The sequence below is a fragment of the Streptomyces sp. rh34 genome (assembly GCF_002551245.1).
Taxonomy (GTDB): domain Bacteria; phylum Actinomycetota; class Actinomycetes; order Streptomycetales; family Streptomycetaceae; genus Streptomyces.
This window is the reverse complement of sequence record NZ_NTGZ01000209.1, coordinates 1-12,703: the sequence shown is the minus strand read 5'-3', so window position 1 is coordinate 12,703 and position 12,703 is coordinate 1. Positions and strand designations below refer to the sequence as shown.

The window sequence follows — 12,703 nt, the reverse complement described above, 5'->3', positions numbered from 1 at the left end:
CGCTCAGAGATGTGTATAAGAGACAGGTACGCGGCGGCCCGCACCGCGCTCCAGTCGCACGGCGCGGTCGGCTACACCGAGGAGCTGGACCTGGCGTGGTGGCTGCGCCGGGCCCGGCCGCTGCGGGACGCCTGGGGGACGCCGTCCGCCTGCCGGGCCCGGGTACTGGCGGGCTGATAGCCGGGTGCGCCGCCCCTGTCCGCGCCCCGCCCCCGGTTCAGGACAGGTCGGTCGGCGTTCAGGACACGTCGGTCGGCGGGGTGTCGTCCCCGGTGCGGCGGACGGTACGCGGCGGCTGCCCGGGACGCCAGGACCGGATGACCAGCGCCTCGCCGTCGAGCCCGATGCGGACCACCTCGGTCAGCTCCGCCCGGAAGAGGTGGAAGGGCTCCGGCGGGCTCGCCTCCTCGATGAAGCGGGCGATCACCTGAGGGTCGGTGATCTCCACGGCCCGGCCGCTGACGCGGACGTCCCCGTCGTTCAGCTCGGCGTCGGGACCCGGGTTGGCCTGGAGCGCGAAACGCGGATCGCGCCGCAGGTCCAGGGCCTTGCGCGAGTTCGGCATCATGCCGAGGAGCAGCTCACCGAAGCGGAAGTCGGCCTCCAGGCCGGTGACCCGGGGCGAGCCGTCCTTGCGCAGGGTGGCCAGGACGTGGTGCTTGTAGAGCCGGAAGCGCCGTTGCACGGTGTCGGCGAATTCGGGCTCGGCGGCGGCGAAGCCGTCCCAGGAGACCGCTGCGGGTGAGGGCGATGAAGACGTCATGGGCGCCATGGAACACCGGATACCCGACATCTCCTGTCGGTATTTGCGCGCGACAGGCTGACGGACCCCGGGACGGAGTCAGACCGGCCCGTCCGCCGCCCCGCTCCGGGCCGCGTTCTCCGGGGCCGGGCGGAGAAGCCTGAGCATGACCTCGTCGTACTCCTCGTCGACGCGGCGGCTCTCCTCGACGAAGCCCATCCGGGCGTAGAAGCTCCGGGCCCCCGTGTTCTTCTCGTACACCTCAAGGGTCAGTGCGCCGTGCAGCGCCGCCGCGTGCTCGACGAGGCGTCGGCCCACCCCGGTGCCCTGTGCCTCCGGGGCCACGAAGAGGCCGCCGATCTCGGCGTCCAGGAGTCCCAGGAGAGCCACCACACGGCCGTCCGTCTCGGCGACCCAGTTCTCGGCGTGGACGAGGTAGATCTCGCGCATCTTGCGGGCGCGCTCGCCCTCGCCCTCGCCGGGGATGAAGGGGTGGGCGGTACGGCCGGCCCGGGACCAGACGTCCATCGAGGCGTCCTCGTCCGCGGCGGCGTAGCGGCGGATCACCGTGCTTACGGATACGTTTTCGGGCATGCGCGCGACCGTATCCCGTGGTGGGGAGATCGGCAGCCGAGTTTCCCGCCCACCGGGGCCGGGGCCGGTCGGGACAGGCCGGTCACGCCTCCGAGAACGTGATCAGCACCGCCTGGCCCATCGTCCGCAGGACGCCGGGCGACACCCCGTCCGCCAGCACCGCGTCGTAGCGGTCCAGCCGGACGCCCCCCTCCTCCGGCTCCCCCTCCTCCAGCTCCGCGCCGTCGTCCAGGGAGACGGCCAGCACCGCGCCGCCCCGCGGCGGCAGCAGACGGACCGTGCCGCAGACGACGGCGGTCTCCGCCCGCGTACGGGCCCTGTGGTACATGACGTTGAGATTGACGACGGGGCCGCCCAGCAGGAAGCCCTCGGTGGGCAGGTCCCCGGGGAAGCCGTGCGGCCACAACGGTTCGTCGACGATGTGGTGCTCGCCGCCGACGAGGAGGTCCATGCCCGCGCCCTCGACCACGGTCAGGACCCGCTCCACATCCGGGAAGGCGGAGAACGGCCCGTCGGCGGTGACGTCCGCCAGGCTCACCCGCCAGTCGAAGGCGTCGGTCCCCGCGCCCTCGGGGCCGGCGGCGATCTCACGGACGGTCCCGCCGCCGTTCTTCCAGGGGACGGGCGCGCGGTCGGCGGCGCGCAGGATACGTACCGTCACCGGGCGATCCCCTGCTCCCGGGCGGCGGCCAGCCAGAGCGGGAACTCGGCGACCAGCCGGTCGTACAGCTCGGAGTCCGGGACCTTCCGGGGGTCCGGGCCGGCGTGGAAGTACCCGGCGTTGTCGACGGCCCGCTTGGCGGGGACGGCCAGCTCGTCGAGCTTGCGGAGGAAGTCGAACTGACTGCTGCGGGTGTTACCGAAGCCGACGAACTGCCAGAACAGTGGCAGCTTCGCGGCCTTGCAGAGGTAGCGCTCGGCGGCGAGTTTGTTGATCGGCCCGCCGTCCGTCTGGAAGACGACCAGGGCGGGCGCGGTGGAGCCGCTGTCGAGGTAGTGGTCGATGACCGCGTCCATCGCCAGGTGGTAGCTGGTCTTCCCCATGTGCCCGAGGCCCGCCCAGATCTCATCGATCCGGCCGTGGTGGTTGTCGAGGGCGATGTCGGTGACCGCGTCGACGTCGGTGGAGAAGAAGACGACCGGCACCGTGCCGTCGTCGTCGAGGTTGGCCGACAGGCCCAGCACCCGGTCGGCCAGCGCCTGGACGCTGCCGTCGTTGTAGTACGGCCTCATCGAGCCGGAGTGGTCGAGGACGAGGTAGACGGCCGCGCGGTGACCGCCAAGGCCGTGCTTCTCCAGCGAGATCCCGGCGCTCCTGTAGTGGCCGACCAGGGCCGGAGCCGTCTCCCGCACCTTGGTGAGGCTGATGGCCGGGCCGGTGCCCACGGTCGTGTTCGCGCCGTTCATGACGGGCCCCCGTTCTGTGCTCCGCGGACTCCGAGCGTAGGCCACCACGGGCCCGGACGTAACGCCCGTCCCTCCGGTTCGCTATCTTGATCGCCGCCGCCCCCACCGGCCCCGTTGCACATTCCCAGTGAAGGAGCCGGCCATGGAGGCCGCCGCCACCGCGTGTTACCGCCATCCGTCCCGCGAGACGTATGTCCGCTGCACCCGTTGCGACCGCTACATCTGCCCGGACTGCATGCGGGAGGCGGCCGTCGGTCATCACTGCGTGGAGTGCGTGAAGGAGGGGCAGCGTTCGGTGCGCCGGGCCCGTACGGTCTTCGGCGGCGCGGTGTCCCGGGCGACGGCGCCGACCGTGACGTACGTCCTGATGGCGCTCAACGTCCTGGTCTACGTCGGCGAGGTGGTCAGGCCGGAGATCGTGGACCGGTTCGCGGTGCTCGGGGCGGCGCTCACGGGGCCGGACGGTGAGCGGTACTACTACCGGGGTGACACGTATCCCGGGTACGGGCTGACGGGGATCGCGGACGGGGAGTGGTACCGGCTGGTGACCGGGGCCTTCCTGCACCTTCCGCCGGACGCCTCGTTCGGGGTGATGCACCTGGTGTTCAACATGTTCGCGCTGTGGAACATCGGCCGGGCGGTGGAGGGACAGCTCGGGCGGGCCCGCTATCTGGCGCTGTATCTGCTGTCGGCGGTGGGCGGTTCGGTCCTGGTGTACCTGCTGGCCCCGGACACCTCGACGGTCGGCGCGTCCGGCGCGGTCTTCGGACTGGCGGCCGCGTACTGGGTCATCCACCGGCGGCTCGGCCATGACATGGCGGCCGTCAACCGCTTCATGGCCGGATTCCTGCTCTGGATGCTGATCTCGGCCGCGTTCACCTCGTGGCAGGGGCACCTGGGCGGGCTGCTGACCGGGGCGCTGGTGACGTACGGGCTCGCCTTCGCACCGGCGAAGCTGCGGGTCTGGCCGGTCCAGCTCGCGGGCGGGCTGGTGCTGGCGGGCCTGTTCGCGGTGGCGGTGGTACTGAAGACCTCGGCTCTGACGGGCGGCTGAGGCCGGGCACCGTGGCAGGGGCCGGGCAGAAGGAATCCGGCCCCGGACGCGCCACGGCGCCCGCTTGAGTCCGGTCGGGGACAGGCAGGCGCCGCGTTCAGTTCCGTACGCCGTTGTACGGGACGTCTTGGGGGGTCCCCCGGGCCGCGTGGCCCAGGGGGACCCGGGTGGTGCTCAGACCAGCAGGGACCGGTCCGTCGGGCGGATCGGCGCCGGCAGGGCGCTGGTCCCGGTCAGGAAGCGGTCCACTCCGCGGGCGGCGGAGCGGCCCTCGGCGATCGCCCAGACGATCAGCGACTGGCCGCGTCCCGCGTCACCGGCGACATAGACGCCGTCGACGTTGGTCGCGTAGTGCTCGTCGCGGGCCACGTTGCCGCGCTGGTCGAGCTCCAGGCCGAACTGCTGGACCAGACCGTTGGACTGGTCGGTTCCGGTGAAGCCCATGGCGAGGGTGACGAGCTGCGCGGGGATGCGCCGCTCCGTGCCGGGCTTCTGCTCCAGCTTACCGTCCTTGAACTCGACCTCGACCAGGTGGAGGGCCGCGACGTTTCCGTCCTCGTCGCCCTCGAAGTGGGTGGTGGAGACGGAGTAGACCCGCTCGCCGCCCTCCTCGTGCGCGGAGGTGACCTTGTAGAGCATCGGGAAGGTCGGCCACGGCTGGCCCGGGTTCCGCTCCTCGCCCGGCTTCGGCATGATCTCCAGCTGGGTGACGGAGGCCGCGCCCTGGCGGTGGGCGGTGCCGACGCAGTCGGCTCCGGTGTCGCCGCCCCCGATGACGACGACGTGCTTGCCGCCGGCGTGGATCGGGGAGACCGTCAGGTCGCCCTCCTGCACCTTGTTGGCGAGCGGCAGGTACTCCATCGCGAAGTGGATGCCGCCCAGCTCACGGCCGGGGACAGGCAGGTCGCGGGAGACGGTGGCGCCGGCCGCGATGACGACCGCGTCGTAGCGGCGGCGGAGCTTCGCGGCGTCGATGTCCTTGCCGATCTCCACCTCGGTGCGGAACTTGGTGCCTTCCAGGCGCATCTGCTCGATGCGGCGGTTGATGTGCGACTTCTCCATCTTGAACTCGGGGATGCCGTAGCGGAGGAGACCCCCGATGCGGTCCGCGCGCTCGTAGACGGCGACGGTGTGGCCGGCCCGGGTCAGCTGCTGGGCGGCGGCGAGTCCCGCCGGGCCCGAGCCGATGACCGCGACGGTCTTGCCGGAGAGGCGCTCCGGCGGCTGCGGGGTGACGTCGCCGCTGTCCCACGCCTTGTCGATGATGGAGACTTCGACGTTCTTGATGGTGACGGCCGGCTGGTTGATGCCGAGCACGCACGCCGACTCGCAGGGGGCCGGGCACAGCCGCCCGGTGAACTCCGGGAAGTTGTTCGTGGCGTGCAGCCGCTCGGAGGCGGCGGTCCAGTCCTCGCGGTAGGCGTAGTCGTTCCACTCGGGGATGAGGTTTCCGAGCGGGCAGCCGTTGTGGCAGAACGGGATGCCGCAGTCCATGCAGCGGCCGGCCTGCTTGCTGATGATCGGGAGCAGCGAGCCCGGAACGTAGACCTCGTTCCAGTCCTTGACGCGCTCGGCCACGGGGCGGGTCTGGGCGACCTCGCGTCCGGTGGTCAGGAAGCCCTTGGGGTCAGCCATGGGTCGCCGCCTCCATCATCTTCTCGGTGGTCTCCTGCTCGGAGAGACCGGCGAGCTCAGCGGCGTCCTTGGCGGCGAGCACGGCCTTGTACGTGGACGGGATGATCTTGCTGAAGCGGGTCACGGCGGTGTCCCACTCGGCGAGGAGCTTCTCGGCGACGGTGGAGCCGGTCTCCTCCTGGTGGCGGCGCACGACGTCGTGCAGCCACTGCCGGTCGGTGTCGTCCAGCTCCTCGACCGCGCCGAGGTTGCCGACGTTGACGTTGTCCCGGTTCAGGTCGATGACGTACGCGACTCCGCCCGACATGCCGGCGGCGAAGTTGCGGCCGGTCTCGCCGAGGACGACGGCCTGTCCTCCGGTCATGTACTCGCAGCCGTGGTCGCCGACGCCTTCGGAGACGACGAGCGCACCGGAGTTGCGGACGCAGAAGCGTTCGCCGGTGCGGCCGCGCAGGAAGACCTCGCCGCCGGTCGCGCCGTAGCCGATGGTGTTGCCGGCGATGGTGGAGTACTCGGCGAGGTGGTCGGCGCCCCGGTCCGGGCGGACGACGACCCGGCCGCCGGAGAGGCCCTTGCCGACGTAGTCGTTGGCGTCGCCCTCCAGGCGCAGGGTGATCCCGCGCGGCAGGAACGCGCCGAAGGACTGGCCGGCCGAGCCGGTGAAGGTGATGTCGATGGTGTTCTCGGGCAGGCCCGGACCGCCGAACTTCTTGGTCACCTCGTGGCCGAGCATGGTGCCGACGGTGCGGTTGATGTTGCGGATGGCGACCTGGGCGCGGACCGGCTGGGCGGCCTCGGGGGTCTCGGCCCCGAGCGCGTCGGCGGCCAGCTTGATCAGCTGGTTGTCGAGCGCCTTCGCCAGACCGTGGTCCTGCTCGACGATGCGGTGGCGGACGGCGCCCTCGGGCAGCTCCGGGACGTGGAAGAGCGGGGCCAGGTCCAGGCCCTGCGCCTTCCAGTGGGTGATCGCCCGGTCGGTGTCGAGGAGCTCGGCGTGGCCGACGGCCTCCTCAAGGGTGCGGAAGCCCAGCTCGGCGAGGATCTCGCGGACCTCTTCGGCGATGAACTCGAAGAAGTTGACGATGTACTCGGCCTTGCCGGAGAACCGGTCGCGCAGGACCGGGTTCTGGGTGGCGATGCCGACCGGGCAGGTGTCCAGGTGGCAGACGCGCATCATGACGCAGCCTGAGACGACGAGCGGCGCGGTCGCGAAACCGAACTCCTCGGCGCCCAGGAGCGCGGCGATGACGACGTCGCGGCCGGTCTTGAGCTGGCCGTCGGTCTGCACGACGATGCGGTCGCGCAGGCCGTTGAGGAGCAGGGTCTGCTGGGTCTCGGCGAGACCGAGCTCCCAGGGGCCGCCCGCGTGCTTGAGCGAGGTGAGCGGGGAGGCGCCCGTGCCGCCGTCGTGGCCGGAGATGAGGACGACGTCCGCGTGGGCCTTGGAGACACCGGCGGCGACCGTGCCGACGCCGACCTCGGAGACCAGCTTCACGTGGATCCGCGCCCGCGGGTTCGCGTTCTTCAGGTCGTGGATCAGCTGGGCGAGGTCTTCGATGGAGTAGATGTCGTGGTGCGGCGGCGGCGAGATGAGGCCGACGCCGGGTGTCGAGTGACGCGTCTTGGCGACCCACGGGTAGACCTTGTGGCCGGGCAGCTGGCCGCCCTCGCCGGGCTTGGCGCCCTGGGCCATCTTGATCTGGATGTCGTCGGCGTTGACCAGGTATTCGCTGGTCACACCGAAGCGGCCGGAGGCGACCTGCTTGATGGAGGAGCGGCGCGCCGGGTCGTACAGGCGGTCGGGGTCCTCACCGCCCTCGCCGGTGTTGGACTTGCCGCCGAGCTGGTTCATCGCGATGGCGAGCGTCTCGTGCGCCTCGCGGGAGATGGAGCCGTAGGACATGGCGCCGGTGGAGAAGCGCTTGACGATCTCGGAGGCGGGCTCGACCTCGTCGAGGGAGATCGGCTCGCGGCCGGAGTCGAAGCCGAAGAGGCCGCGGAGCGTCATGAGGCGCTCGGACTGCTCGTTCACCCGCTCCGTGTACTGCTTGAAGATGTCGTAGCGCCGGTTGCGGGTGGCGTGCTGGAGGCGGAAGACCGTCTCCGGGTCGAACAGGTGCGGCTCGCCCTCGCGCCGCCACTGGTACTCGCCGCCGATCTCCAGCGCGCGGTGCGAGGCCGCGATGCCGGAGGCGGGGTACGCCTTGGTGTGCCGGGCGGCGACCTCCTTGGCGACGGTGTCCAGGCCGGCGCCGCCGATCTTGGTGGCGGTGCCGTTGAAGTACGTCGCGACGAAGGCCTCGTCGAGGCCGACGGCCTCGAAGACCTGGGCGCCGCGGTAGGAGGCGACGGTGGAGATGCCCATCTTGGACATGACCTTCAGGACGCCCTTGCCGAGCGCGTAGATCAGGTTCCGGATGGCCTGCTCGGACTCGATGTTCTCGATGAAGGTGCCGGCGCGGACCAGGTCCTCGACGGACTCCATGGCGAGGTACGGGTTGACCGCGGCGGCGCCGTAGCCGATGAGCAGCGCGACGTGGTGGACCTCGCGGACGTCCCCGGCCTCGACCAGCAGGCCCACCTGGGTGCGCTGCTTGGTGCGGATGAGGTGGTGGTGGACGGCCGAGGTGAGCAGCAGCGACGGGATCGGGGCGTGCTCGGCGTCGGAGTGCCGGTCGGAGAGGACGATCAGGCGGGCGCCGTCCTCTATGGCGGCGTCGACCTCGGTGCAGATCTGTTCGATCCGCGCGGCCAGCGCTTCGCCGCCGCCGCCGACCCGGTACAGACCGGAGAGGGTGGCGGCCTTCATGCCCGGCATGTCGCCGTCGGCGTTGATGTGTATCAGCTTGGCGAGCTCGTCGTTGTCGATCACCGGGAAGGGCAGCGTGACGCTGCGGCACGCGGCGGCGGTCGGCTCCAGGATGTTGCCCTGGGGGCCCAGCGAGGAGCGCAGCGAGGTGACGAGTTCCTCGCGGATGGCGTCCAGCGGCGGGTTGGTGACCTGGGCGAAGAGCTGGGTGAAGTAGTCGAAGAGCAACCGGGGGCGCTCGGAGAGCGCGGCGATCGGCGAGTCGGTGCCCATGGAGCCGAGCGGCTCTCCGGCGGTGCGGGCCATCGGCGCGAGGATGACGCGCAGCTCTTCCTCGGTGTAGCCGAAGGTCTGCTGGCGGCGGGTGACCGAGGCGTGGGTGTGCACGATGTGCTCACGCTCGGGCAGATCGCTCAGCTCGATCTCGCCGGTCTCCAGCCACTCCTGGTAGGGCTGCTCGGCGGCGAGGGACGCCTTGATCTCGTCGTCCTCGATGATGCGGTGCTCGGCGGTGTCGACGAGGAACATCTTGCCGGGCTGGAGGCGGCCCTTGCGGACGACCTTCGCCGGGTCGATGTCCAGGACGCCGACCTCGGAGGAGAGCACGACGAGGCCGTCGTCGGTGACCCAGTAACGGCCGGGGCGCAGACCGTTGCGGTCGAGGACCGCGCCGACCTGGACGCCGTCGGTGAAGGTGACGCAGGCCGGGCCGTCCCAGGGCTCCATCATGGTGGCGTGGTACTGGTAGAACGCGCGCCGGGCCGGGTCCATGGAATCGTGGTTCTCCCACGCCTCGGGAACCATCATCAGCACCGAGTGGGGCAGCGAGCGCCCGCCGAGGTGGAGCAGCTCCAGGACCTCGTCGAAGGAGGCCGAGTCGGAGGCGTCCGGGGTGCAGACGGGGAAGATCCGGTCGAGCTGCGCCTGGCCGAAGAGCTCGGAGGCGAGCTGGGACTCGCGGGCCTTCATCCAGTTGCGGTTGCCCTTGACCGTGTTGATCTCGCCGTTGTGCGCGACGAAGCGGTACGGGTGGGCCAGCGGCCAGCTGGGGAAGGTGTTGGTGGAGAAGCGGGAGTGGACCAGCGCGACCGTCGAGGCGAAGCGGCGGTCGGAGAGGTCCGGGAAGAACGGCTCCAGCTGACCGGTGGTGAGCATGCCCTTGTAGACGATGGTGCGGGCGGAGAGCGAGGGGAAGTACACCCCGGCCTCACGCTCGGCACGCTTGCGCAGGACGAAGGCCTTGCGGTCCAGGACGATGCCGGTGGACTCGCCGTCGGCGACGAAGACCTGGCGGAACTCGGGCATGGTGGCGCGGGCGCCGTTGCCGAGGAGTGCGGGGGCGACCGGGACGTCGCGCCAGCCGAGGACCTTCAGGCCCTCCTGCGCGGCGATCTGCTCGATCGTCCGGACGGCCTCGGCGGAGTCGTCCGCGGGGAGGAAGGCGATGCCCACGGCGTAGGAGCCGGGCTCGGGAAGCTCAAAGGGGGTCTCGGCGCGGAGGAAGGCGTCCGGGACCTGGCAGAGAATGCCGGCGCCGTCGCCGGAGTCGGGCTCGGAGCCGGTGGCGCCGCGGTGTTCGAGGTTGCGCAGCACGGTCAGCGCCTGCTCGACCAGCTCATGGCTGGCCACACCGGTCAGAGTGGCCACGAACCCGACACCACAAGCGTCGTGTTCGTTACGGGGGTCGTACATCCCCTGCTGGGCGGGGCGACCGTCCATGGGCGACCAGGCGTCGATACGCATCGGCTCTCCCGTCGTCGTCGTGGCATTTGCGGTGCCGAGGGACGACGTTGGCCCTCTGCGAAATTTCGTGCAGGTTACATGATGGGGCGCTTCTCAAGAAGCGGAAGGTATGTTCCAACATGCGGACACCGTGGTGACCGGAGGTGACTGGGTGACCAGAGGTGACCGGTTGAACCAGGGGGTGGGTCGCTGTCGGAACGATCGGCGCCCGGGGACCCGCGGAGAGAGCAGGCGTCGTTGCCTGCGGTGCCTACGGCTCATGCCCGGTGGCAAAGGAAACGAAACCACCGGATAATGGCTACTTATGTGTGGCCCTGCATAGAGTCTCATTTTACGGCCGCCGGGCCCGTCCCGCCCAGTGGGCGGCGCCAAGACGTACGTCACACGGGTTGCCGCGCTGTTGCGCCGTTCGGGCGGCCCGGTAACACCGTCCGCCCGAACCCCGCACCACCCGCGTCAGCCGACGACGACGCCGAACAGGGTGCCGAGTCCGTACGTCAGCGCCGCCGCCGCGCCACCCAGCGCGAGCTGGCGCAGCCCGCTGAACCACCAGCTGCGGGCGGTCACCCGGGCCACCACCGCACCGCAGGCGAACAGACCGATCAGCGCGAGGAGCACCGCGGGCCACAGGGCGCTCGCGCCGAGGAGGTAGGGCAGGACGGGCAGCAGGGCGCCCAGCGCGAACGCGCCGAACGAGGAGACGGCGGCCACGAGCGGCGAGGGCAGGTCTCCCGGGTCGATGCCGAGTTCCTCGCGGGCGTGGATCTCCAGCGCCTGTTCCGGGTCGCGCGACAGCTGCCGGGCGACCTCGCGTGCCAGCGGGGCGTCCACCCCGCGGGACTCGTAGAGGGCGGCCAGCTCGGCCATCTCGTCCTGGGGGTGCTTGACGAGCTCGCGGCGCTCGACGTCGAGCTCGGCCTCGACCAGCTCGCGCTGCGAGGCGACGGAGGTGTATTCGCCCGCCGCCATGGAGAAGGCCCCGGCCGCGAGCCCCGCCAGGCCGGTGATCACGATGGTCTGCTGGGAGACCGCGCCGCCCGCGACCCCGGTCATCAGGGCGAGGTTGGAGACCAGACCGTCCATCGCGCCGAAGACGGCGGGGCGCAGCCAGCCGCCGTTCACATCCCGGTGGGTGTGGTTGTCCCGGTGCGCCTCGTGCAGGACGGCTTCGGTCTCGATGATGGCCACGGCGTGCTTCTCCCCTTCGCTCCGGCGGGCCGTCACCCCGCCGTTCCCCGTTGAATACAACTTTCGACAAAGTCCAAACTACGCCGTCCGAGTGACCCCCGCCAGCAAGGCAGGCCTGGCTTACCACCGCTTTGACCTGCGAAGAAAGGCCAGCCTCAGCTATCCGGGCCGTCATCCGCCTGGCCCCTTTCCCGGCGTTTCCCGCCTCTCCTCGCCCGCCGCGTGGCACAGATGCGAACAGGGCCCAGCCACGGGATCGGACGCGGACGCGAACTCCGACTCGAACTCGGACTCGGCTCGGACTCGGACTCGCCGGACGAGCGGAAGGGCGACGCGATGAACACGGCCACCGGCAATGACCGGGCCAGGGGTGCGCTGCTGGGACTGGCGGTCGGGGACGCGCTCGGCGCCCCGGCGGAGAACCTGCGGCCCTCCGAGATCCGCCGCCGCTGGGGGCGGATCGAGGGGTTCGTGAGCGACGACCCGGCGGGCACCGACGACACGGAGTACGCGATCTTCTCCGGACTGCTGCTGGCCCGGCACGGCTCGGCGCTCGACGTATCCCATGTGGAGCGGGCCTGGCACCACTGGATCGCCGATCTGGACGAGGGCCCGTTCCGGGGGGCCGGGTTCAGCGAGCGCGGCACGCTGGAGAACCTGCGCCGGGGCCTGGCGGCCCCCATCTCGGCCCAGCACCGGCACGCCTGGAGCGACGGGCTCGCGATGCGGGCGGCACCCTTCGGGGTCTTCGCGGCGGGCCGCCCCGCCGAGGCGGCCCGGCTGGTCGCGGTGGACGGCCGGGTCAGCCACGAGGGCGAGGGGATCTACGGGGGCCAGGCGGTGGCGGCCGGGGTGGCGGCGGCCATGGTCGGCTCGGGCCTCGCCTCGGTGATCGCCGCCGCGCTCTCGGTGGTCCCGATGGACTCCTGGACGGCCCGGTCGCTGCGCCGGGCGGTGGCGGCGGCCCAGCGGCCCCACCCCGACCGGCTCACGATGGAGCGGGCGGTGCGCTCGGCGGTGGTGATCGCCGGCTACCCGTGGACGGACCTGGCGCCGGAGGCGGTGGGCCTGGCGTTCGGGGCGTTCACGGCGGCGCGCGGGGACTTCCGGACGGCGGTGCTCACGGCCGTCAACATGGGCCGCGACGCGGACACGACGGCGGCGGTGGCGGGCGCCCTGGCCGGGGCGCTGAACGGGGAGAGCGCCGTCCCGCCGGACTGGGCGGCGGCGATCGGCCCGGTCCGGGGCAGCTGCCTGCCGTCGATGCGCGGCTACCACGTGCTGGACATCGCGGAACTGCTGACCCCGGAGGACCCGGACGGGGCGGGACCGGCGGGGCCCCCGCAGGAGCGGGGCGGCGGCCGGGAGCCTTCGGCCGTACGGGACCTGGCGTCCGTGGCGGCCTCCTTCGTACCCGTACGGGAGGACCTGCGATGACGTCGGGCGAGGCGGCCGGGGGCGGGCCGGTCATGGCCACGCCCCGCGCGGCAGCCGAAGGAAGCCCGGCGGCGGGGACGGCACGCGTTGCGGC

Annotated in this window: 10 protein-coding genes; 3 read left to right on the top strand and 7 right to left on the bottom strand. The window is 71.6% G+C overall.

The window, feature by feature from the left end:
• On the top strand, window positions 1–177 hold a 177-nt coding region (locus tag CR470_RS41375; protein ID WP_373561448.1), incomplete at its 5' end, for an acyl-CoA dehydrogenase family protein.
• Window positions 178–238: 61 nt separating this feature from the next.
• Here the strand turns inward: CR470_RS41375 and CR470_RS28630 are convergent.
• The 4 genes from CR470_RS28630 to CR470_RS28615 all read right to left on the bottom strand — a co-directional run bounded on the left by CR470_RS28630 (window position 239) and on the right by CR470_RS28615 (window position 2,743).
• The gene (locus CR470_RS28630; protein ID WP_097870401.1) at window positions 239–772 is read right to left on the bottom strand and encodes a pyridoxamine 5'-phosphate oxidase family protein; all 534 of its coding nucleotides are present in this window, start codon (window positions 770–772) and stop codon (window positions 239–241) included.
• 69 nt (window positions 773–841) lie between these two features.
• Complete coding sequence (locus CR470_RS28625) at window positions 842–1,336, bottom strand: GNAT family N-acetyltransferase (protein WP_097870400.1); 495 nt, start codon at window positions 1,334–1,336, stop codon at window positions 842–844.
• Between the two features lie 82 nt (window positions 1,337–1,418).
• Window positions 1,419–1,997 carry a HutD/Ves family protein gene (locus tag CR470_RS28620; RefSeq protein ID WP_097870399.1) on the bottom strand — a complete coding sequence of 193 codons (579 nt, stop codon included), beginning with the start codon at window positions 1,995–1,997 and terminating at the stop codon, window positions 1,419–1,421.
• Window positions 1,994–2,743 carry a vWA domain-containing protein gene (locus CR470_RS28615; RefSeq protein WP_097870398.1) on the bottom strand — a complete coding sequence of 250 codons (750 nt, stop codon included), beginning with the start codon at window positions 2,741–2,743 and terminating at the stop codon, window positions 1,994–1,996. The genes CR470_RS28620 and CR470_RS28615 overlap by 4 nt, the downstream gene beginning before the upstream one ends.
• A gap of 142 nt (window positions 2,744–2,885) precedes the next feature.
• On the opposite strand from CR470_RS28615, the gene CR470_RS28610 reads away from it, so the two are divergent.
• Window positions 2,886–3,797 carry a rhomboid family intramembrane serine protease gene (locus CR470_RS28610; protein ID WP_097870397.1) on the top strand — a complete coding sequence of 304 codons (912 nt, stop codon included), beginning with the start codon at window positions 2,886–2,888 and terminating at the stop codon, window positions 3,795–3,797.
• Between the two features lie 174 nt (window positions 3,798–3,971).
• Here the strand turns inward: CR470_RS28610 and CR470_RS28605 are convergent, their stop codons facing one another.
• From CR470_RS28605 to CR470_RS28595, 3 genes are all read right to left on the bottom strand, one after another.
• Window positions 3,972–5,432, bottom strand: coding sequence for a glutamate synthase subunit beta (locus CR470_RS28605; protein WP_097870396.1), 1,461 nt, complete (start codon window positions 5,430–5,432; stop codon window positions 3,972–3,974).
• Window positions 5,425–9,984, bottom strand: a complete 4,560-nt coding sequence (gene gltB / locus CR470_RS28600) for a glutamate synthase large subunit (RefSeq protein WP_097870395.1) — start codon at window positions 9,982–9,984, stop codon at window positions 5,425–5,427. Before gltB ends, CR470_RS28605 begins: the two co-directional genes overlap by 8 nt.
• Window positions 9,985–10,440: 456 nt before the next feature.
• A complete protein-coding gene (locus tag CR470_RS28595) occupies window positions 10,441–11,172 on the bottom strand; it encodes a VIT1/CCC1 transporter family protein (protein ID WP_097870403.1) in 732 nt (243 codons plus the stop codon).
• 336 nt (window positions 11,173–11,508) lie between these two features.
• Here CR470_RS28595 and CR470_RS28590 point away from each other — a divergent pair, with 336 nt between their 5' ends.
• Complete coding sequence (locus tag CR470_RS28590) at window positions 11,509–12,609, top strand: ADP-ribosylglycohydrolase family protein (RefSeq protein WP_097870402.1); 1,101 nt, start codon at window positions 11,509–11,511, stop codon at window positions 12,607–12,609.
• The last annotated feature ends 94 nt before the right edge of the window (window positions 12,610–12,703 follow it).

Bases quoted from the DNA above. Each gene is read 5' to 3' on its own strand.
- CR470_RS28630 (WP_097870401.1), bottom strand. From the start codon at position 772: ATGGCGCCCATGACGTCTTCATCGCCCTCACCCGCAGCGGTCTCCTGG.
- CR470_RS28625 (WP_097870400.1), bottom strand. From the start codon at position 1,336: ATGCCCGAAAACGTATCCGTAAGCACGGTGATCCGCCGCTACGCCGCC.
- CR470_RS28615 (WP_097870398.1), bottom strand. From the start codon at position 2,743: ATGAACGGCGCGAACACGACCGTGGGCACCGGCCCGGCCATCAGCCTC.
- CR470_RS28610 (WP_097870397.1), top strand. From the start codon at position 2,886: ATGGAGGCCGCCGCCACCGCGTGTTACCGCCATCCGTCCCGCGAGACG.
- CR470_RS28605 (WP_097870396.1), bottom strand. From the start codon at position 5,432: ATGGCTGACCCCAAGGGCTTCCTGACCACCGGACGCGAGGTCGCCCAG.
- gltB (WP_097870395.1), bottom strand. From the start codon at position 9,984: ATGCGTATCGACGCCTGGTCGCCCATGGACGGTCGCCCCGCCCAGCAG.
- CR470_RS28590 (WP_097870402.1), top strand. From the start codon at position 11,509: ATGAACACGGCCACCGGCAATGACCGGGCCAGGGGTGCGCTGCTGGGA.